At 67.6% G+C, this 20666-nt stretch carries 18 protein-coding genes and 1 pseudogene; 6 read left to right on the top strand and 13 right to left on the bottom strand.

Annotated elements, in window-relative coordinates:
• Nucleotides 1–2 precede the first annotated feature (2 nt).
• The 8 genes and pseudogenes from GJV80_RS19300 to GJV80_RS19270 form a co-directional block, all read right to left on the bottom strand.
• Nucleotides 3–260 (bottom strand): phosphotransferase, encoded by a 258-nt coding sequence (locus tag GJV80_RS19300; RefSeq protein ID WP_154689293.1) that lies wholly within the window; start codon nt 258–260, stop codon nt 3–5.
• A gap of 801 nt (nt 261–1061) precedes the next feature.
• Complete coding sequence (locus GJV80_RS19295; protein ID WP_154689292.1) at nt 1062–1298, bottom strand: hypothetical protein; 237 nt, start codon at nt 1296–1298, stop codon at nt 1062–1064.
• Between the two features lie 67 nt (nt 1299–1365).
• Nucleotides 1366–2331 (bottom strand): GNAT family N-acetyltransferase, encoded by a 966-nt coding sequence (locus tag GJV80_RS19290; RefSeq protein WP_154689291.1) that lies wholly within the window; start codon nt 2329–2331, stop codon nt 1366–1368.
• Nucleotides 2332–2547: 216 nt separating this feature from the next.
• Nucleotides 2548–3267: a pyridoxal-phosphate dependent enzyme gene (locus GJV80_RS19285; protein ID WP_370518864.1), complete on the bottom strand. Its 720-nt coding sequence runs from the start codon at nt 3265–3267 to the stop codon at nt 2548–2550.
• Between the two features lie 73 nt (nt 3268–3340).
• Nucleotides 3341–3451, bottom strand: a pseudogene (locus tag GJV80_RS25235) (hypothetical protein); the annotation flags it as partial.
• A 236-nt stretch (nt 3452–3687) separates the two neighbouring features.
• On the bottom strand, nt 3688–4584 hold the full coding sequence (locus GJV80_RS19280; protein ID WP_154689290.1) for an NAD(P)-dependent oxidoreductase: 897 nt from the start codon (nt 4582–4584) through the stop codon (nt 3688–3690).
• Nucleotides 4577–6883 (bottom strand): glycoside hydrolase family 3 C-terminal domain-containing protein, encoded by a 2307-nt coding sequence (locus GJV80_RS19275; protein WP_154689289.1) that lies wholly within the window; start codon nt 6881–6883, stop codon nt 4577–4579. The genes GJV80_RS19280 and GJV80_RS19275 overlap by 8 nt, the downstream gene beginning before the upstream one ends.
• Before the next feature lie 40 nt (nt 6884–6923).
• Nucleotides 6924–7481, bottom strand: coding sequence for an alpha-ketoglutarate-dependent dioxygenase AlkB (locus GJV80_RS19270; RefSeq protein WP_154689288.1), 558 nt, complete (start codon nt 7479–7481; stop codon nt 6924–6926).
• Nucleotides 7482–7658: 177 nt separating this feature from the next.
• Between GJV80_RS19270 and GJV80_RS19265 the strand changes: the two genes are divergently transcribed.
• Complete coding sequence (locus tag GJV80_RS19265; RefSeq protein ID WP_154689287.1) at nt 7659–9263, top strand: molybdopterin-dependent oxidoreductase; 1605 nt, start codon at nt 7659–7661, stop codon at nt 9261–9263.
• A 72-nt stretch (nt 9264–9335) separates the two neighbouring features.
• Nucleotides 9336–10100, top strand: coding sequence for a phytanoyl-CoA dioxygenase family protein (locus GJV80_RS19260; RefSeq protein ID WP_154689286.1), 765 nt, complete (start codon nt 9336–9338; stop codon nt 10098–10100).
• A gap of 22 nt (nt 10101–10122) precedes the next feature.
• Here the strand turns inward: GJV80_RS19260 and GJV80_RS19255 are convergent, their stop codons facing one another.
• Nucleotides 10123–11037, bottom strand: a complete 915-nt coding sequence (locus tag GJV80_RS19255) for a M56 family metallopeptidase (protein WP_154689285.1) — start codon at nt 11035–11037, stop codon at nt 10123–10125.
• 18 nt (nt 11038–11055) lie between these two features.
• Entirely contained in the window at nt 11056–11442 is a 387-nt protein-coding gene (locus GJV80_RS19250; protein WP_305070106.1) for a BlaI/MecI/CopY family transcriptional regulator, read from the bottom strand.
• 121 nt (nt 11443–11563) lie between these two features.
• Between GJV80_RS19250 and GJV80_RS19245 the strand changes: the two genes are divergently transcribed.
• The 4 genes from GJV80_RS19245 to cydC are packed head-to-tail and all read left to right on the top strand — an operon-like array spanning nt 11564 to nt 17510.
• Nucleotides 11564–13057: a cytochrome ubiquinol oxidase subunit I gene (locus GJV80_RS19245; RefSeq protein ID WP_154689284.1), complete on the top strand. Its 1494-nt coding sequence runs from the start codon at nt 11564–11566 to the stop codon at nt 13055–13057.
• 24 nt (nt 13058–13081) lie between these two features.
• Nucleotides 13082–14140, top strand: coding sequence for a cytochrome d ubiquinol oxidase subunit II (cydB, locus tag GJV80_RS19240; protein WP_154689283.1), 1059 nt, complete (start codon nt 13082–13084; stop codon nt 14138–14140).
• A gap of 8 nt (nt 14141–14148) precedes the next feature.
• Complete coding sequence (cydD, locus tag GJV80_RS19235; RefSeq protein WP_154689282.1) at nt 14149–15864, top strand: thiol reductant ABC exporter subunit CydD; 1716 nt, start codon at nt 14149–14151, stop codon at nt 15862–15864.
• Nucleotides 15861–17510 carry a thiol reductant ABC exporter subunit CydC gene (gene cydC, locus GJV80_RS19230; RefSeq protein WP_154689281.1) on the top strand — a complete coding sequence of 550 codons (1650 nt, stop codon included), beginning with the start codon at nt 15861–15863 and terminating at the stop codon, nt 17508–17510. Before cydD ends, cydC begins: the two co-directional genes overlap by 4 nt.
• On the opposite strand, the gene map is transcribed toward cydC, so the two are convergent.
• From map to GJV80_RS19215, 3 genes are all read right to left on the bottom strand, one after another.
• Entirely contained in the window at nt 17494–18261 is a 768-nt protein-coding gene (gene map, locus GJV80_RS19225; RefSeq protein WP_154689280.1) for a type I methionyl aminopeptidase, read from the bottom strand. The two genes, cydC and map, sit on opposite strands and share 17 nt — an antisense overlap.
• Nucleotides 18262–18444: 183 nt before the next feature.
• Complete coding sequence (locus GJV80_RS19220; protein ID WP_154690381.1) at nt 18445–19506, bottom strand: alcohol dehydrogenase catalytic domain-containing protein; 1062 nt, start codon at nt 19504–19506, stop codon at nt 18445–18447.
• 108 nt (nt 19507–19614) lie between these two features.
• Nucleotides 19615–20661 (bottom strand): branched-chain amino acid aminotransferase, encoded by a 1047-nt coding sequence (locus tag GJV80_RS19215; protein ID WP_154689279.1) that lies wholly within the window; start codon nt 20659–20661, stop codon nt 19615–19617.
• Nucleotides 20662–20666 lie beyond the last annotated feature (5 nt).

Below are 20666 nucleotides of genomic sequence, written 5' to 3'. Positions count from 1 at the left end.
AGCTAACCGTTCAGCGGTTTCCCGACGACTCGCCGTTGGAGGATCGCGCTCGGCATCACGTTCACTTGTTCGATCACCACCGCGCCGTCCGGAACCGGAACGCCATGGCGTCGGAATTCGGCCAGCAACGCAACCTCATGCCGGCGGCCGCCGCGCCAGGTCCACGGCTCGGAATGGCGGCGGGACACGCGCAGCACCCACTCGCCGTCCGGTGAGGTCAGCCCGTACGTCAGGGTGCTGATGCCATCACCGATCAGCATCGGTGATGTCTTGTCCACCCCCGGTGTACGACGGCAGGCAATCGCGACAATTGTGGGAGACCGCCCGGCCTAGGCGTCGAGGTCGACGAGCCAGAGGCCATGAAGGAGTTCACCGGCGAGTCGTATGGATACCACGCCGAGCGCGGCGGAGAGACCTACCACGAGAACGACGGCTCGGTCGCGGACTGGTAGACACCGTACGCTTCACCGCAGCCTGACGCCGGCAGATCGCGTTGTGTCCGGCCCGACCACGGGCGCACCGCTTGCTCGCCTCCGCACCGGTTACTCGTCCGCGCACCCAATGCAGCTGGTGCGCCGCCGAGAAAAGGTGCGGCGTCGACGAACTGGTGCGGCAGGTGCGCGGCGGGACTGGAACGTGATCATGGTCCACAGTTGATGATCTTGGCGAGTGTCACGCGAAGATCGAGATCGGACCACACCGTGATCACGGTGTCGGCCGCACCGCCATTGGGAAGGCACGACTGTTGGGTTGCTGGCACGATGTCCCTGGTCGGCGCTGTGAGCCCTCCCGCACCGAAGCCCACCCGGCGCCCCTTCCGGCCGGCGTAGAGCCATGGCCGGCCGACCCTGCCGCGCCCGTCTGCACCGGCAAGGACCTCGAGGTGGCCCTGAGCAGCCCGGACACTGCGACAGGGCGCCGGTTCACGGCGCGCTCATGGCCCGGAATGTCTCCGAGCGGCCGTGTGCGGTCAAGGGCACGCCACGCGTGCAGTTCCTCCAAGCGACGGCGCGCGACAGACCGACGTGTCCACAACGCCGTCGAGTCCGGGTGTCGTCGCCTCACGGGTGGTCGTACCGGCTGATCGCCACCTTGGAGTGGGGGCGCATCGTCCAACTCCAGCCGCGACGCGACAAGCGCGGAAGGTCACCGCCGTACCCGGTGCGGACTCCGTACGGCTCGTCCCACGGATCCGCGGCGAACCGACCACCCTGGACGCGCTCGACAACGCCGCGGTGAAGATCGGCCCATGGGCCCAGGCAGTCGACGGCTGGTCGAAGGGTTGACGCGTACGCCACTATCCGCATCGATGTCGTCCGGGCCGTTGCGACAAGGGATCGTAGTCCTGGGATCGGTCGATGCCGGCTATGTCGTCAGTGGCCCCTCGAGGGCGGTCATGATGTCTGCTTCCCGGAAACCTACTGCTCGGTTCAGCGCCAGCATCGGAGCGTTGTCTGTCGCGGTGTAGGTCTGCACCCAGCGCGAGTCCCGTGCTTCAGGGACCTTCTGAAGCTGACGAAGATTGGCCAGCTTCAGCGCTCGACCGATACCGCGGCCACGATGCGCTCGATCGACGAGCGTGTCGTCCTGGTTGACGATGTCGGGATCGTGGCCGGAGACCAGCATTTCGGTGTAACCAACGGCCCGTCCGCCGATCCGGGCCAGGGAATTGACCAGCACATATCCCTGGGCGCGCATCCGGTCTTCATTCTCTCGGACTGCCGCAACGTCGGTGACCCGCGTCGACCGCGTCAGCTCACCCATCGGCACATCGGCATCCATCTGCCTGGTCAGCCTTGCCCAATCGTCCACCAACTCCTCCGGACAGTGACCTGTCCAGGCCGTGACTTCGACATCTGGTGACGGGCGGTCGAGCTGAGCCAGCCGTTGGGCGCTCACGGGCAGATCCAGCAGTTGCCGGGATTCCCTGTTCCCCACCTCCAGGCCGAGGTGCTCAGCGAACGCGATCCCGGCATCGGAATAGGTCTCCGCCCGGACCCGGGCCGCCCGACCGGCCAGAGACGTCCGGACCGCACCAGCCAACGCCACGCCCACGAGTTCGCGCCGACGATCCGGCAGTACCGACAACTCGACCTCGGCTACTTCACCGGGATCGACATGAGCCTCGGCGGCACCCACCGGTCGACCATCGCGAGAGGCCAGCAGCGCGACGGAGACGCGACCGGGCTTTGGTGACCGGAACTGTGAAACCGTCGCCTCGGCACTACGCCACCAGGCTGCATCCCGGCCCGTGGTGTATCCGATGCGAAGCACCTCGTTCCACTTCACCAGTTGGCTCTGGTCAGTCAGATCAACCTGTTCAATCCGCACGCGATCCACCGACGCAGTCGATCACAACCACCCGCCCAGCACCAATCAATTCCGCTATCGACCGCCGAGATGTCTGAGACCTCGACGGGGCCGACCTTCCTGGCGAGGGGTCAGATAATCCCTGATTCGCACGGCGTGTCGTCGCGGGCGTGAGCGACCGGACGACGACACGCCGCGCAAATCAGGGATTATGTGACCCCTCGCGGGGATGGGAGGTCAGAGGAGGCCGGTCTTCAGACCGGCGCCGCAGAGCGGGACCACGGTCTGCCGCTCGTGGAGCAGGCGCCAACCGGGTTGATCGCGGTCGGAGTTCTCGGCGTGCCGGACGGCCGCCCAGCAGGCCGCGGCAGTGGCTTCGACGTACAGGCCGCGGCCGGCAAGATCACGTTGGGCCGCACGGACCTCGGCGTCGGGGACGGTGACGATGTCACCGCCGGAATTGTCGATCGCGACCAGGATCTGCGCCGATCGCGCCGGTTCGGCGATGGCGATGCCCTCGGCGAGGGTGTCGGCCGAGGTTGCATAACCCGGCGGCACCTCGGCCAGGCCCTCCGCCCGGGCCCGGGCCAACGGTGAAACCGCCTCCGCCTGGACGGCGACGACCGGCGGCGCCCGATCGATCAGACCATGATCGACAAGCTCGGCCAGGCCGAGCGTGACGCCGAGCACCAGCGTGCCGTTGCCCACCGGGAGGACGATCAGCTCCGGCAGCCGACCGCCGAGATCCTCCCAGAGTTCGTAGGCATAGGTCTTGGTGCCGTGCAGGAAGTACGGGTTGTAGACGTGGCTGGCGTAGAAGGCGCCGGGCCGCTCCGCCGCCTGCTGCGCAGCCCGCGCTGTGGCCTCCCGGTCGCCGTCGACGATCATCACTTCGGCGCCGTGCGCCCGGATCTGCTCGACCTTCTTGGCCGACGTCGTACCCGGCACGAAGATCACAGACGGCAGGCCGGGCGCGGGCAGCGTACGCGGCGACAGCGGTCCCGGCGTTGCCACTGCTGTCGGCGACGACAAGATCGGGTTCCACCCGGCGGGCGGCCTCCAGCAACATCACCGCACCGCGATCCTTGAAGGACAGCGTGGGCATCAGGAAGTCGAGCTTCACCGACAATCTGGCGTTCATCGGAACCAAGGGTGTACGGCCCTCGCCGAAGCTGATCGTCGGATCCGACAGCGGCAGTGCCTCGGCGTAGCGCCACAGCGACGACACCCGATCCGGTAGCGCGGCGCGATCGACTCCGCCCGCGGTGAACGCCAGGTCCCACGGCGAACCGCAGTCCGGGCAGCGCCACTGCAGCGCGGCGGCCGCACTCGTCCGGCCGTCGCGCGGGCAGATGTAGCCCGGAACCGCCGGACCGGTCACGGCAGCGGTCGGGTGGACAGCTCGAGCTGGTGTTCGGCCCGGAATCCCAGCAGAGTACGCGCCCGGGTCAGATCGACCGCGACCTCGCGCTCGACGAACCGCCGGTTGCGCGGCACGCCCGGCGCGTACCGATCGAGAAGTTCCTCGGTGCGGTAGGGCACCAGGGTGTTGTCCGCAGTGACGTAGACCGGTACGGACCCCGTTACCGGGGCGAGCAGGGCAAGTTCCACGGCGAGTGCGGCGTCGCGGACGTCGAGGTAGGACCAGCCCTCGCGAGCTCCGGGTACGGGATCTTGGGTCGAGCGTTCCGAATGCCGGGCGATCATCTCCGCCGGCGCGACGAACGGGAAGCGGAAGCCGACGGAGTCCACTCCCCAGTGCCGGTGCACCATGCGCGCGGTGATCTCGTCGACGTACTTGCTCAGCGCGTAGCCGTCGTCCAGATCCGACGGCAGCTGCTCGTCCATCGGGTAGTAGGCCGGCAGCACATCGTGGGAGTTGAACGGCAGTCCGGTGTGATTGATGCTGCTGGCGAAGACCGCCCGCCGGACACCGCGTTCGCCGGCCTGGGAGAGCACGTTGAAGGTCGAGTTCACATTGGTACGGAAGACGGTGTACGGCGGATGCCCTCCCGGGCTGGGAATGGCGGCCAGATGCACCACGAGCTCCACACCCTCCAAGGCGTCGGCAACCGTGTCGACATCGGTGGTGTCGCCGTGCAGGACCCGGTCCATCGGCGGCTCCGGACGCCCGGCCCGGGCGGCCGGCACCAGGGACAGCCCGGTGATCAACGCACCGTGACCCGCCAACCGTTCACACACGGCACTGCCGATGTTGCCTTCGGCGCCGGTGACCAGGATCCGCTTACCGGCAAGGGGATGGGCGTCAGACATCGGTCTCCTTCACGTCGTTGTTCAATTTGCTGATCATGTCATCGAGTGCTCCGAGATCGAAGCCGAGGAAACCGAAGCCGGCAACCGTGGAGGCGGGCATGTCGCCGAACATCGCACGCATCGGCTCGTCCATCGCCTGCAACGCTCCGTCGATGCGCGGGTCGGCGGTCAACATCGCCGCGGCCGCCGGGTCGGCCAACCACTCGGCCATCGTCGAGTCGCGATGAATGGGACCGGTCACTGAGGGAGCGTCGATCATGATCGAGGTGGAACCGGCAAGATCCCGTGAGGAGGAGCCGACGCTGATCACGAACTCACCGGCTTCGACGGCCCAGCGGTTGAGCCGCTCCGACCAGAACGCGAACGCCCGCTCGTCCAGGGTCATCGCCACGTCCGCGCTCTCCCCCGGCTGCAGTTCGACCCGGGCGAACGCCTTCAGCTCACGGACCGGGCGAGGAACGATCGACAGTGGATCGCCGACGTAGGCCTGCACGACCTCGGCACCGCCACGTCGGCCGGTGTTGGTCACCGTCGCCGTGATCGTGACGATGAGATCACCGGACTCGACGCTGCCCTGGACGACCGCCGACGGTTCGGAGATCTGGAAACTGGTGTAGGACAGCCCGTGGCCGAACGGGAAGCTCACCTCCTGCTCGGACCGGTCGTAGCCGCGATAGCCGATGAAGATCCCCTCGCCGTATCGGACGATCCCGTCACCACCGGGAAAGTTCAGATAGGAACTGTTGTCCTGCAACCGGATGGGGATGGTCTCGGCAAGCTTGCCGGACGGGTTCGCCCGGCCGAGCAACAGTTCGGCCACCGCGCCACCGGCCGCCTGGCCGGACAGCCAGCACTCGAGGATGGCCGAGACCTGATGCTGCCAGGTCGACGTCCGCACCGCCGAGCCGTTGGCCAGGATGACCGCGACCTTGTCGCGATGATCCTGCAGGGCGTCCAGCAGTGCCAGCTGGTTGTCGGGCAGATCCAGCCGGGTCCGGTCGAATCCTTCGGACTCGGCCGACGCCGGCAGTCCGAGGAATGCGAGCACTGCGTCAGCCTCCCGGGCCGCCGTCAGCGCCTCGGCACGCAACCCTTCGTCGCTCGCAGCGTCCTCCAGGCTGTAGCCGGGGACGAAGTCGACGGTCACGTCCGGACCGGCCAGGGTCGCCAGTTCGTCCAGCGGGATGTCGATCCGAGTCGGGTTGACCTGGGAGGACCCGGCGCCCTGGAACCGCGGTTCGCGGGCGAACTCTCCGATCACCAGGATTCGTTGCCCGGGCGATCCGACCGGCAACAGCCCATCCGAATTCTTCAGCAGGACGGCCGACTGCCGGGCCGCCTCGCGGGCGATCCGATGATGATCATCCTCGTCGAAGGCGTGCTCGGCCTGTCGTGCCGGACGGGACCTGGCGACCAGCCGCAGCACTCGTCGTACGGTCTCGTCCAGGGTGGACTCGGGCAGCGTCCCGTCGCGTACGGCCCTGACGACTGCGACGTCGCTGTGCCCGATCAGCGGCGGCATCTCCAGATCCAGCCCGGCAGCAACCGCCGCCGGACGATCATGGACTGCACCCCAGTCCGACATCACCAGACCGTCATAACCCCATTCCTCCCTGAGCACCTCGGTCAGCAGCCAATGATGCTGCGAGGCGTACGTTCTGTTGATCTTGTTGTAGGAACACATCACCGTCCATGGCTCCGCGACCTTGATCACCCGTTCGAAGGCCGGCAGGTAGATCTCCCGGAGAGTCCGTTGATCAACTTCCGCACTCACCCGCATCCGGTCGGTCTCCTGGTTGTTGACCGCGAAGTGCTTCAGCGAGGCGCCGACACCCTGGCTCTGGATGCCCTGCACCATCGCCGTCGCCAGCTCACCGGCCAGCCAGGGGTCTTCGGACAGGTATTCGAAGTTCCGCCCGCACAGTGGCGACCGCTTCATGTTGACCCCCGGCCCGAGCACCACCGACACCTGCCAGCGCAGCGCCTCCCGGCCGATCGCCGCACCGACCCGGCGGACAAGATCAGGGTTCCAGGAGGAGGCGAGTGCCGAGGCGGTCGGGTAGCAGGTCGCCGGCACGCTGTCACCCAGCCCAACATGGTCACCGGTCTGGAACTGCGCCCGCAGTCCGTGCGGTCCATCCGATACCATGATCGGCTCGATGCCGAGCCGCTCGACGGCGGCGGTGTGCCAGATGTCACCGCCGATGCTCAGCGCGGCCTTCTCCTCCAGGGTCAGCTGCCCAAGAACTGCTTCGACATCTTGGTCCTGTCCGACAGGACGCTCGGTGTCAGCGGTCATCTGATCCTCCTTGATCGTGCTGCCCGCATCCTGCCACCCGTCAGACCTGGAAGTGCCGGAAGGTCAGGTTCATCCGCGGCCCGACCGGCCGCGCGGTCTTGGGAACGGCGTGCCGATAATCCGACTGGGACTCGTCACCCATGATCAACAGGTCACCGGCGCCGAGCTCGAGCGTCCACCGTTGGCCGGTGGCGAGCTGCTTGACGTGGAACGCGCGGCGGCTGCCCAGGCTGATCGAAGCGATCGTCGGCCGGTCGCCGAGTTCGGGTTCGTTGTCGCTGTGATAGCCGATCGAGTCCCGTCCGTCGCGGTAGAGGTTGGCCAGGCAGGAGTTGTACATGGCTCCGGACTCGGCGATCAGGCGTTCCTGCAGCCCGGCCAGCAACGGAGGCAAGGGGCGCGGCTCGTTCCGCACCCCGGAGTAGGTGTAGGCGTAGTCACCCATCCAGCAGGTCAGCCGGGGCGTCTTGCTGGTCCGACCGGCGATGGTGATGTCGTTCTGCTCCCAGTCCAGCTGCTCGACCAGCTCGTCGAACAGTCGTTCCGGCGCGTCGACCCAGCCGGGCAGATGGCGGAAGCACTCGGGCAGATCGGTCACGGCGCCACGATAGTGGCCGGCCCGGACGCCCTACCTCGGCAAATCCCCCCAGCACGGTCGGCCCAGCACAGACGCACCAGCGCAGCACAGCTGATGACCGCCCGATTACGGATCGGGGACGGATCGCCTCCCGGGTTGGATCGATGCGCGACGGCGGAGCACGATGGAGGAATGGTGATGACGGCCTCCCGACGGGGCGGCACGACCGAGGTTCCGGGCAACTCCAACGGTGGTTCGGGCGGTTCGCCCGTGTTGCTGGCCTGGCTGTCCGGCGTGGTCGCCGGACTGGCTGGTGTGGCCACCGCTGAGGTGATCAGCTGGTTGCTGACGCCGCTGGGCGAGCCGCTGAGCGCGATCAGCGAGTTCGTCGTCGGCCTGCTGCCCGCCGGCCTGATCAACTTCGGCAAGGACACCCTGCGGTTCGCCGACAAACCGGTGTTGCTGATCATCGTCGCCGTGGTGGCGCTGGTGATCACCGGCGTCGCGGGTCGGATCGAGTACGCCCGCCGATGGGCGGGGGTGGCCGGGCCGGTCCTGCTGTGCCTGCTGGCGATCATCGCGATCGGCACCCGGCCGGATGTCGGATTCTCCGCCTTTCCGCCGGTGATCATCGGCACCCTGGTCTGCTATCTGGTGCTCCGGCTGTTGATCGGTCGATTGCACGGGTGGTCCGATCCGTCGGTGCTGCAGCCACCGCCCCCGGACTCCCAGTTGCGCACCGACCGTCGGCGGTTCTTGATCACCAGCGCGGTGATCGGCGGTACGTCGATCGTCGTCGGCACCGCGTCCCGAGCGCTGTCCAGCGGCAAGTCGATGGCGCTGAAGGCCCGATCGCTGGTGCAGTTGCCGGCGCCCGCGAAGCCTGCGTCTCCGGTTCCGGCCGGCGCGGACCTCGAGATCAGCGGCCTGACACCGTACGTCACCGCCAATGGCACCTTCTATCGGATCGACACGGCTTTCCAGGTGCCGATCGTCGATCCGGAGACCTGGTCGCTGACCATCACCGGGATGGTTGATCATGAGGTGACGATCACCTGGCAGCAACTGCTGCAACTGCCGCTGTCCGAGCACTACGTGACGCTGACCTGTGTCTCCAACGAGGTCGGCGGCGGGCTGGCCGGCAATGCCCGCTGGCTCGGCTATCCGGTCCGGGAGTTGCTCAAACTCGCCGGACCCAGTGCCCACGCCGACATGGTGCTGTCCCGCAGCGTCGACGGTTTCACCGCCAGCACCCCACTGGACGCGCTGACCGATCCCGATCGCGATGCGATCATCGCGATCGGGATGAACGGGCAGCCGCTGCCGGCCGAACACGGCTTCCCGGCCCGGATGGTGGTACCGGGACTGTACGGCTACGTCTCGGCCACCAAGTGGATCCATTCGCTCAACGTGACCACCTTCGAGGCGGATCACGGCTACTGGACGCCGTTGGGCTGGGCGCCGCGCGGTCCGATCAAGCTCGCCTCCCGGATCGACACGCCATCCGGCAATGTGCGGGCCGGGAAGGTGCCGGTCGCCGGGGTCGCCTGGGCGCAGCACACCGGAATCAGCAAGGTCGAGGTGCGGGTGGACAACCAGCCGTGGCAGACCGCGAAACTGGCCGACACGGTAGGACCGGACACCTGGCGGCAGTGGGTGTGGACCTGGGATGCCGAACCCGGTGACCACACCCTGACCGTGCGGGCGACCGACGCCGACGGCCGCGTTCAGACCTCCCAGCAGGCACCTCCCGCACCCAACGGGGCGACCGGCTGGGACACCCAGACGGTCTCGGTCAGCTGATCGGTCTAGGTTGGATACCGCGGCCGACCCGCCGGTCGCTCCGACCCCCACCGATGAGAAGGATCGTCAACGATGACTGCCATCGCGTCCCCCGACCTTGATCAACTGGCCGCCGACTACCAACGCGACGGGTTCGTCAAGGTCTCCGGGCTGCTGACCCCGGAGGAAGCCGCGGCCTACCGGCGTACCAGCCACGAACTGTTGCAGCGACTGGAGCAGGCCGCCGACCCGACCTGGGGTTCGGCGTCGACGGTGTCGATGGGCCGGGCGACCAGCCTGCAGCACCTGCACGACGCCCAGTTCTACGATGCCGCCTTCAGCCGGCTGCTCACCGACCCGCGCTTCACCGGCGTGGCGGCAGCGGTCCTCGGCACCCCCAATGTGCAACTGCACCACACCAAGCTGTTCGTCAAGCCACCGGAGAACGGGTCGCCGTTCCCGCTGCACCAAGATCACCCCTTCTTCCCGCACACCGACAACCGGGTCGCGGCGGCGATCTTCCACTTCGACGATGCACCGGAGGAGAAGGGCTGCGTCCGGGTCGTGCCCGGCAGTCACCTGGCCGGGCCCCGGGAGCATGATCCCGACGGCGGCTTCCACCTCAACGATGTGCCGTTCGAGGAGGCCGTGCCGCAGCCCGCCAAGGCCGGCGACGTGCTCTTCTTCAGCTGTCTGACGGTGCACGGGTCGGGCGTCAACATCAGCAACGAGGCACGGACGACCTGGCTGGTCCAGTTCCGCGATCCGGCCGATCCGCCGTTGACCGACGCGCACAGCCATTCACTCGGTCAGGGCATGATGCTGGCGGGCATCGATCCGACCGGCCACCGTCGCTGATCGTCACCGGACGGGCGACGGGTCAGAACCAGCCGAGATTGACCACGATGCCGAGCCAGTCGAGGATCTGCGGAGCGCCGACGATGACCACCGGCAGGGCGATCAGACCGAGCGCCAGCAGGTAGATCCCGGCACTCAGCAGCCGGTGAGGCCGTACGTCTTCGGCGAGCCGGGAGACCCGGACGACCGTGCCGTAACTGACCCCCATCGCGAACCGCGGTACCGGGGCCGCCGCCATCGCGACCAGAGCCCGGGCCAGCGGGACTGCCCCGGTGCGTCGCCGGGCCGCGTCATCGGCCAGCAACTCGACCAGCAGCCGTGCCTCGTTCAGCGGTACGTCGCTGCGGACCGCGATGGGGAAGGCCCGGTGCAGTGCGGTGAAGGTGTCCAGCACCAGGTCGTGCCGGGCCCGGACGTGTGCTTCCTCGTGGGCCAGGACGGCGGCCACCTCGTCGCGGGACAGGGTGCGCAGAGCGCCGTCGCTGACGACGACGCGGGAGTGCCGGACGGCCGGCAGGCAGTAGGCGACGGGCACGGGTTCGTTCATCACCCGCAGCCCGGGCGGTCCGGCCAGCTCGGCCCGACGTCCGACCTGGTCCAGCAGATCCACTGCACGCCGGTGCCGGGTTCGACGAGCACCGGAGGTACGGACAACGATGATCAGCGACCAGACCAGCCGGCCAACGACTACGACGGTGAAGATCAGGATCAGCGAGTAGACGATGATCTCGGCCACCGACGGATCGGGATTGTGGAAGAGGCCGAGACTGAGCGCCAGACCGGCGCCAACGACGGAGAGCAACGCCGACACCGATCCTGCCTGCCACAGCACGACCGCCGGGCGCGGCGCCCGGTGCAGAATGGTCCAGCGACCGACCCAGATGGAACCCGGGCCGACCAGGATCACAGCCAGGATCCCCAGCGCTACGCCGATCATCTCGTCAGGTCCGGCTGATCAGTTCGTGGGCGGTACGGCGTTCTTGGCCTCCAGTCGGGCCAGCGCATCACGCATGGTGGCCGCCTCGTCCGGGGTGACCCGGTCGACGAAGGCCACCAATGCCGCCGTGCGATCCTGTTCGGTGCCGTCCAGGGCGTCGTGCATCACCTCGGCGACCATCTCCTCACGGGTCTGCACCGCCGAATAGAGGTAGGCGCGGCCGGCACTCTCCCGGATCACCAGGCCCTTCTTCGCCAGCCGGTCCAGCACCGTCATCACAGTCGTGTACGCCAGGTCCCGGTCGCGGATCAGCGCAGCATGAACCTCACGAACGGAGCGGGGCGCCGCGGCGGCCCACAGCTCTTCCATCACTCGACGTTCGAGGTCACCCAAGGAACTCACCACGTCCCCCAGTCTAGCCGCCCGTACTACCCATGTCGTACTACGTTGTCTAGTACTACCCTACGTAGTAGTTTCGAGCCATGACCACAACCGGTCCATCCAACGGAAGTCGATAGCGCCTGACATGGACACAGTGCTGCTCTCCCGACTGCAGTTCGGGATCACCATCGTCTACCACTTCTTCTTCGTTCCGGTCAGCATCGGCCTGGCCGGTCTGGTCGCCGGAATGCAGACGGCCTGGGTACGCACCGACAACCCGCGCTATCTGAAGCTCACCCGGTTCTACGGCAAGCTGTTTCTGATCAACTTCACCATCGGGGTCGTCACTGGCATCGTCCAGGAGTTCCAGTTCGGCATGAACTGGAGCGCGTTCTCCCGGTTCGTCGGCGACATCTTCGGTGCGCCGCTGGCGTTGGAGGGCCTGCTGGCCTTCTTCATGGAATCGACCTTCCTCGGGCTGTGGATCTTCGGCTGGGACAAGCTGCCGAAGAAGGTCCACCTGGCCTGCATCTGGCTGGTCGCCGTCGGCACCGTGCTGAGCGCCTTCTGGATCCTGGCCGCCAATTCCTTCATGCAGCACCCGGTCGGCTACACGATCAACACCGAGTTGGGCCGTGCTGAGCTGATCGACTTCGGAGCCGTCCTGACCAACCCGGTGCTGCTGGCCACCATGCCGCATCAGATCTCGGCCTGCTACATGGTCGGTGCGAGTGTGGTTACAGCAGCCGCCGCGTGGCACCTGGTCCGGGTGGCCCGCACGGACCGCGCCGGACAGGCCGCCATGATCGCCGCCGGGGGAACCGCTGCCGACTACGTGCGGGATCCCGAGGACGAGGATTCCCGATCCGCCTTCCGCACCGCACTCAAGATCGGCACGGTCACCCTGTTGATCGCCGGCGCGCTGACCTTCATCGCCGGCGACACCCAGGGCAAGGTGATGACCGACGTCCAGCCGATGAAGATGGCAGCCGCCGAGGCGCTGTACAACACCGAGAAGCCGGCATCCTTCTCGATCATCACCATCGGCACCCTGGACGGCAGGCACGAAGTCTGGGCGATCAAGGTGCCACGACTGCTCTCCTTCCTCGCGCACAGCAACTTCACCGGTGAGGTGCAGGGCATCAACAACCTGCAGACCGAGTACGCCCAGAAGTACGGTCCGGGCGATTACGCGCCGAACATCCCGGTCACCTACTGGACGTTCCGGATCATGATGGGCGTCGGCTTCGTCGCCTTCGCCGGCGGCGTGCTGATCCTCTGGTTGACCCGGAACGGCCGCGATCCGGCAACCACCGGGTTCTGGGGACTGGTCTGGCGATACGGGCCGATCCTGCTGCCGTTCCTGCCGTTGCTGGGCAACTCGTTCGGCTGGATCTTCACCGAGATGGGCCGGCAACCCTGGCTGGTGTTCGGACTGTTGCCGACCCGGGACGGCATCTCACCCAACCTCACCCCGGTGCAGGTGTTGATCTCCTTGATCATCCTCACCGGTCTGTACGGCGTGCTGGCGGTGATCGAACTCAGGCTGTTCACCCGTGCGATCAGTGCCGGACTGCCCGATGTCGAACCCGAACCCGAACCCGACAGCGCGGACAAACCACTGTCGTACGCCTACTGAGCTCGCAGATCGCTGAGGATGATCATGGATCTCACCACCGTTTGGTTCATCATCGAGGCCGTTCTGTGGATCGGCTATTTCGTCCTGGAGGGCTTCGACTTCGGGGTCGGTCTTTCCCTGCCGCTGATCGGCAGGAAGGATCGCGAACGGCACGCAGTGCTGTCGACGATCATGCCGGTATGGGACGGCAACGAGGTCTGGGTGATCGTCGCCGGCGGCGCGATGTTCGCTGCCTTCCCCGGCTGGTACGCGACGACCTTCAGCACCTTCTACCTTCCGCTGCTGGCGATCCTGGTCGGTCTGATCGTCCGGGCCGTCGGTCTGGAGTATCGGGAACACCGCGAGGACGCCGCCTGGCGGCGGCGCTGGGACCTGTGCATCATCATCGGGTCGTTCCTGCCGGCGCTGCTCTGGGGTGTCGCCTTCGGCAACATCGTCCGCGGTCTCCCGATCAACGCTCAGCACGACTTCACCGGGTCGCTGCTCGATCTGCTGAACCCGTTCGCGCTGCTGGCCGGACTGGTGACGCTGTCGCTGTTCCTCACCCACGGATCGGTGTTCCTCGTACTGCGGACCTCCGGTGAGCTGCGATTGCGCGCCAAACGGCAGGCATCAGTGGTCGGCGCGATCACCGTCGTGCTCGGTGTCGGCCTCCTGTTCTGGCTGAACCGGCTACCCGGGATCGAGAACCACAGGGCGGTGCTTGTCTGTTCGATCATCACGGCACTGGCGTTGCTCTTCGGGCTGGGCATGCATCTGCTCGATCGGGACGGTTGGTCGTTCGCCGGCACCGCGGTGACCGTCGGCGGTCTGGTGATCACGTTGTTCACAGCGCTCTACCCGCGGCTGATCCCGAGCACGACCAACCCCGAGTGGAGCCTGACCATCCACAACTCCTCGGCCACCCACTACACGCTGACGATCATGACCTGGTCCGCGGTAGTCCTGGTGCCGATCGTCATCGCCTACCAGGCGTGGAGCTACTGGACGTTCCGCAAGCGGATCACACTGCCTGCAGTCGATGTGGCCGATCCGTCCCTGGAGAATCGCCCGGCGCCGGCCAGTCCGTCCGCGGCGAAGTGACCCGGGTCATGGCGATCAACGACCTGGCCCGCACTGCACCGCAGCCAGCTGCCGGCCCCAGCCCGGTCCGCGGGGACCGACCGGCGGCCGCCCGACGTGGGCCATTGGATCCCCGGCTGATCCGCCGCGCCTCGGCGGTTCGCTGGCAGCTTGTCGCGACATCGCTGCTGGGCACGCTCACCGCGGTCAGCATCGTGGCGATCGCCTGGTTCATCGCGTACGGCGTCGGTGTGGCGTTCGACCGGCGCAGCGTTGCGCCGATCGTCGCCGCCGCGCCCTGGCTCGCTGCCGCCTTCGTAGCCCGTGGCGGGCTGTCGTGGCTGTCCGATCTGGTCGCGGTTCGGACGTCGGCCGCAGTGAAGTCGCAACTCCGCCGGGAGGTTGCCGCGTCCTACCTCCGACCGGACACCGACCAGCCGGACCGCGGCACGGTGATCACCTTGATCACCAGCGGCCTGGATGATCTTGACGGCTACTTCGCCCGCTATCTGCCGCAACTGGTGCTCGCAGTCACGGTGCCGTCGGTCATCGGGATCGCCATCGCCTTCGAGGATCTGCTCAGCGCGGTGATCATCGCCCTCACGCTGCCGTTGATCCCGCTCTTCATGGCCCTGGTCGGCTGGACGACGGAGAAGATCACCGGCCGTCGCTGGCAGGTGCAGGCCAGGCTGTCCCACCACTTCATCGATCTGGTCGCTGGGCTGCCGACCTTGCGCGCGTTCGGCCGTGCCAAGGGCCAGGCCGAGGGTCTGCGTCGGTCGGGTGAGGCCAACCGGGTCGAGACCATGGCGACGTTGCGGGTCGCACTGTTGTCGGCGTTGGTGCTCGAACTGCTGGCAACGCTGTCGGTCGCGATCGTCGCGGTGGTGATCGGCCTGCGGGTCATCGCCGGTCAGGTCGACCTGCAGACCTCGCTGTTCGTCCTGGTGCTGGCACCAGAGGCGTACCTGCCGCTGCGCAAGGTCGGCGTGCACTACCACGATGCCGCCGGCGGCGCTGCCGCGGCGCGGGCAGCCTTCGACCTGATCGGCAAGCACCCCACGGCGACGACAACCTCCCCGACGGCGGCGGGCCGGGCGATGCCCGAAGGACCGCTCGAGATCCTCGTCCGAGACGTCGGCTACACCTTCCCGGGAGCGTCCGCGCCGGCGTTGGAACGGGTCACCCTCGTCGCACCCGTCGGCGACGTCACGGTGCTCTGGGGCGCCAGCGGCTCCGGCAAGTCGACACTGTTGCGGATGCTCACCGGTTGGCTGACGCCGACCACCGGGCAGATCATGATCAACGGCACCGACACCAGGCGTATCGATCAATCCGAGCTCCAGCAGGCCGTTGCCTGGGTCGGCCAGGAACCAGCCCTGCTTCGCGGTACGGTCGCCGACAACGTACGCCTGGGTCTGTCGACCGCGACCGATGACCAGATCGCCCGGGCGCTCTTCGCAGCCGGTGTCGATCTTGATCCGGGCCGGCGGGTGGACGAAGGAGCCGGGCTGTCCGCGGGTGAGTTGCGCCGGGTCGCCCTGGCCAGAGCCTGGCTGCGGATCCGGTACGGGAGCGGACGGCTGTTGCTGCTGGACGAACCGACGGCCGGCCTGGACGAGGACAACGAACTCGACGCCATCGCCATGATCAAGGATCTGGGCGTAACAGCGGTGGTGGTATCGCACCGCCCGGCAGTTCTCGCGGCAGCCGATCACGTGGTACCGATGCGGGTCCGATCATGATCACCCTGCTCAGCCGTCTGGTCGGCGACTCCCGGCAGCGGCTTGGTTCGCTGCTGCGTCCGGTTGTGCTGGGTGTTGTCGCGCAGCTGTCCGCGGTCGGACTGATGGCCGTGTCGGCGTGGCTGCTCTCCCGCGCCGCACAGCATCCGCCGGTGCTCTACCTGATGTGTGCGATCGTCGCTGTCCGCGCGCTCGGCCTGGCCCGCGGAGTGTTCCGCTACCGGGAGCGGCTGGCCGGCCACGACATCGCACTGGGACTGCAGGCGAGTCTCCGGGTGCGGGCCTACCAACGGCTGGCCGACGGGTCAGCGCTGCGGCGGAGCGGCGACCTGCTCACCCGGGTGACCTCCGATCTCGATGCGGTCCAGGATCTCGTGGTCCGGGTGATCGTTCCGGCCGTCTCCACAGCACTGGTGATCGTTGCAGCGGGTACGGCCCTGTCGGTGATCTCTGCACCGGCCGGCGTGCTGTTGTTGGCGGGCTCCGCGGTCTCCGGCGCCGTCCTGCCCTGGTGCGCGGGACGACTGGCCGCCCGAGCGGCCGACCAGCTGGTCCCGCTGCGGGCACGGCTGGCCGATGAAGTCGCCGAGATCGGCCGGAGCCGGGAGGACCTGGTCGCGTTCGGCGCCGAACCGGCTGCCCTGGATCGGTTGGCGGCGATCGATGCTCGACTGGCCGCTGCCGAGCGCCGCACGGCCTGGACATCGGGGCTGATGACCGCACTGCAGTGGCTGTGCACCGGAGCGGTGATCATCGGCTCGATGATCATCGGCGGTCGGGCGGTTGCGGCCGGCACGGTGGATCCGGTCTTCCTGGCTGTACTCGCGCTGACTCCGCTCGCCCTGCACGAGGTGGTCGCCACCCTGCCGGCGACAGCAGTCGTCTGGCGCCGTACCCGGGCCGCATTGCAGCGGGCCCGGGAACTGATCGCTCCGGTCGACCCGGCACCGCTCGTCGCTCGGCTGTCGGCCGAGCCGGGCGTGCCGCTGGCGATCCGTCGACTGACCGCCGGCTGGCCGGGCGCTGTCCCGGTCGTTCGTGATCTTGATCTTGTCGTACGCGCCGGCGAACGGGTGGCACTGGTCGGACCGAGCGGGATCGGGAAGTCGACGCTGGCCGCCACGGTGATGGGCCACCTCCCACCACTGGCCGGCAGCCTCGCCGTCGCCGAGCGGGTGGGTTATCTGGCCCAGGACGCACACATCTTCGACACCACCGTCGCCGAGAACGTCCGGATCGGTGCTCGTGCGGCGAGCGACGATCAGGTACGGCGCGCATTGGGCGAAGTTGATCTTGACTTTCCGGCTGACCGGCTGGTCGGTGAGTTCGGTGCGGCACTGTCAGGTGGCGAGGCGCGTCGGCTGGCGCTGTCCCGGCTGGCCGTGGCCCGGCTGGTCGACGGGGATCATCAACTGCTGGTGCTCGACGAACCGACCGAACATCTCGACCGGGACACCGCCGACCATGTTCTGGAGGTCATCGGTCGCCTCGACCGGCGGGCAGCCGTACTGGTGATCACTCACGACCCGCGGGTGATGGAACGCTGCGATCGGGTGGTCTCGCTGACCGGAACAGCCGCCGGGACCGCGCCGGCATCAGGCGCCGCAGCGGCGAACGCGGGCGTGACGGTCAGTCTCGGGCAGTGAGGACCAGCGGATCACCCTCGGTGACCGCAATCGTGTGTTCGGCATGTGCGCCGCGCGAGCCGTCGACGCTGCGCAGGGTCCAGCCGTCACGGTCGGTGTGGATCCGGTCGGTGGTGTGCAGGAACCACGGTTCGATGGCCAGCACCAGGCCGGGCCGCAGCGGCAGCCCCTTGCCGCGACGACCGTTGTTGGGCACATGCGGATCACCGTGCATCGTGTGCCCGACGCCGTGACCGCCGAACTCGAGATTGACCTTGAGCCGGTTCTGTTTGGCCACCGCGCCGATGGCGGCCGAGATGTCGCCGAGCCGATTGCCGACCCTGGCCTGCGCGATTCCGGCCTGCAGCGCCTGGTTGGTGATCTCGATCAGGCGCTGGTCCTCGGGCCGCGGTTCACCCACGATCACCGTGAGGGCGGAATCGGTGACCCAGCCGTCGACCGACGCGGCGAAGTCGAAGCTGACCATGTCGCCGTCGGCGAGGTCGTAGTCGTACGGCAGCCCGTGCAGCACTGCGTCGTTGACCGACGTACACAGCACCTTGCCGAAGGGCATGGCGCCGAACGACGGGTGGTAGTCGATGTAGCAGGACTCGGCTCCACGCTTCTTGATCATCTCGTGCGCCAGCGCGTCGAGGTCAAGCAGGTTGCTGCCGACCGTTGCCTCCCGGGCCAGCGTGCTGAGGACGTCGGCCACGAAACGACCGGCCGGGCGCATCTCGTCCAGCTCGGCGGGGGTCCGATATTCGATCACCCAGGCACCCTATCCCGCTCCGCGCGGGAACCCGAAGGCCTGCGGGAACCCGCCTCCGGGGCGATGCGGCCCCGAGCCCTCTCCCGCACCACCTGCTGCACGCCGCACCGCGTACACACGGTGCGGGATGCAGCAGGTGGTGCGGCAATGGGGGCGGCGCGGGCCGGGGCGAGGTGGTGACGGTCAGGGGATCAGGGAGACCTTGATCGACTTGCTGCCGTCGGCGACCATGTCCAATCCCTCCTGGAACTTCTCCAACGGGAACTGGTGGGTGCAGATCCGGTCCATCGGCAGCGTCTGAGACTCCAGCATCCTGATCGCGGCGGGCCAGGTGTGCGGGCCGAGGTGGGCGCCGAGGACGTTGAGCTCCTTGTCGTCGGAGATGATCGACCAGTCCACCGTCACGTCGGAGCCGAAGACGCTGTATTCGACGTAGGTTCCCAGCTTGCGCAGCAGATTCAGGCCCTGCGGCACGGCCGACGGATGCCCGGTGCCCTCGATGTAGACGTCGGCGCCGTAGCCGTCGGTCAGGTTCTTGATCTCCTCGACCACATCGGTCTCGGCGATGTTGAAGGTCAGGTCCGCACCGCAGGCCTTCGCCAGGTCCAGCTTGTTCGGTGCAACATCCAGGGCGATCAGCAGTCTGGGGCTCTTGGCCTTGGCTCCGGCGATCATCCCCAGCCCGATCGGACCCGCACCGGCGACGACCACGACATCGTCGAACCTGATGTTGGCGCGCTCGACGGCGTGCAACGAACACGACAACGGTTCCACGAAGGCCGCCTGATGCGCCGGCAGCTCCTTGCTGATCTTGTGGACCAGCGCATTGGTGGAATAGATCATGTACTCGGCCATCGCGCCGGGGTTGGCACGCTTGAAGCCGTGCATGTCGTGCGGCCCGCACATCCAGTACTCACCACGTACGCAGTAGCGGCACTTCCAGCAGGGCACGATCTGCTCGGCGGTGACCCGGTCGCCGACGTCGACACCGCGCGTCTGCCGGGCCTGATCGTCGAGCTGGACCACAGTGCCGACGAATTCGTGGCCGGGGACGACCTCGGTCTCGGCCCAGGCCGGCCGGTTCGCATCACCCCAGAACTTGGCCGCGCCGTGGTAGCACTTCAGGTCGCTGGCACAGATGCCGACCGCCTCGACCCTGACCAGGATCTCGCCGGGGCCGGGCCTGGGCACCGCAATCTCTTCCAGGGTGTAGTTCTCCGGCCCGTGACAGATGACGGCCTTCATGGTCTCCGGAATTGCACTGTCAACGGAAGCAGTCACGGCGATCTCCTCAGCTCGGCTAGAGCACACGCTAAACCGTGTCTCCGGCGGCCACGCAGTCACCCCGACCGGTCAACCGGCGATCTTGGTGATCCAGTCCGGTTCGGGTTCCAGCTCTCCGTGGGTCACCGCGACGTAGTCGGCGGCCAGTAGGGAGGTGACCGGACCGGGCCGGTCCCCGATGGTCCGTTCCTCGCCGGTGTCGGTGAGGATCCGGTGTACCGGCGCGACACCGGCCGCCGTACCGCAGGCGAACACCTCGGACACCGGACCGTACGGGTCGAGGACCTGGCTGAGCTCGATCGGTTCCTCGCGCACGGTCAGTCCGCGTCGGCCGGCCAAGGTGATCACCGTCGCCCGGGTGTGCCCGGGCAGGATGGTGCCGCCCAGCCCAGGGGTGATCAACTCGGCATGATCATCTTCGCCGCGGACGACGAAGCAGTTCATCGCACCGAACTCCTCGACGTCGCGGTGTTCCCGGGCGTCCAGCCAGAGCACCTCGTCACAGTTGTGTGCCTGGGCGTCGGCCTTGGCGGCCATCGCACCGGCGTAGTTGCCGGCGCACTTGACGTCACCGGTCCCACCGAGTGCCGCACGGATGTGATCGCGTTGGGCGTACGCGTCGATCATGCTCCGGCCGCTGGCGAAGAAGCTGTCGACAGGCGACGCGAGCACCAGGAAGCTGAACTCGATCGACGGCCGTACTGCAAGAGACGGTTCGTCGGCGACCATCACCGGGCGGATGTAGAGGGAGCTGCCCGGTGCCGACGGCACCTCGGCAGCATCTGCCTCGACCAGGGTGCGTACCGCATCGACGAACATGCCGGCCGGCAGCGGCGGCATGGCCATCCGCGTCGCGCTGCGATCGAACCGGCGCGCGCAGTCGGCGGCGCGAAAGATCAGCACCTCATCCGCGGCGGTCGATCGGAACGCCTTCAGCCCTTCGAAGATCGCCTGGCCGTAGTGCATCACCATCGCCGCCGGGGAGAATCGCAGATCCTCGAAGGCACGCAGCTCGAAGCCGGACCAGGCGCCGGCAACATAGCGGGCGCTGACCACATGCTTGGTGAACAGGGCTCCGAATCCGAGTCCTGTTCCCGCTGGTGGCTGCTGCGTCACACTGC

The organism is Microlunatus sp. Gsoil 973, from assembly GCF_009707365.1.
In the GTDB taxonomy this organism is placed as follows: Bacteria; Actinomycetota; Actinomycetes; order Propionibacteriales; family Propionibacteriaceae; genus Microlunatus.
This window is presented reverse-complemented; position numbering and strand designations above follow the sequence as displayed.

Bases quoted from the DNA above. Each gene is read 5' to 3' on its own strand.
- GJV80_RS19300 (WP_154689293.1), bottom strand. From the start codon at position 260: ATGCTGATCGGTGATGGCATCAGCACCCTGACGTACGGGCTGACCTCA.
- GJV80_RS19280 (WP_154689290.1), bottom strand. From the start codon at position 4,584: ATGTCTGACGCCCATCCCCTTGCCGGTAAGCGGATCCTGGTCACCGGC.
- GJV80_RS19275 (WP_154689289.1), bottom strand. From the start codon at position 6,883: ATGACCGCTGACACCGAGCGTCCTGTCGGACAGGACCAAGATGTCGAA.
- GJV80_RS19265 (WP_154689287.1), top strand. From the start codon at position 7,659: ATGACGGCCTCCCGACGGGGCGGCACGACCGAGGTTCCGGGCAACTCC.
- GJV80_RS19260 (WP_154689286.1), top strand. From the start codon at position 9,336: ATGACTGCCATCGCGTCCCCCGACCTTGATCAACTGGCCGCCGACTAC.
- GJV80_RS19255 (WP_154689285.1), bottom strand. From the start codon at position 11,037: ATGATCGGCGTAGCGCTGGGGATCCTGGCTGTGATCCTGGTCGGCCCG.
- GJV80_RS19245 (WP_154689284.1), top strand. From the start codon at position 11,564: ATGGACACAGTGCTGCTCTCCCGACTGCAGTTCGGGATCACCATCGTC.
- cydB (WP_154689283.1), top strand. From the start codon at position 13,082: ATGGATCTCACCACCGTTTGGTTCATCATCGAGGCCGTTCTGTGGATC.
- cydD (WP_154689282.1), top strand. From the start codon at position 14,149: ATGGCGATCAACGACCTGGCCCGCACTGCACCGCAGCCAGCTGCCGGC.
- cydC (WP_154689281.1), top strand. From the start codon at position 15,861: ATGATCACCCTGCTCAGCCGTCTGGTCGGCGACTCCCGGCAGCGGCTT.
- GJV80_RS19220 (WP_154690381.1), bottom strand. From the start codon at position 19,506: ATGAAGGCCGTCATCTGTCACGGGCCGGAGAACTACACCCTGGAAGAG.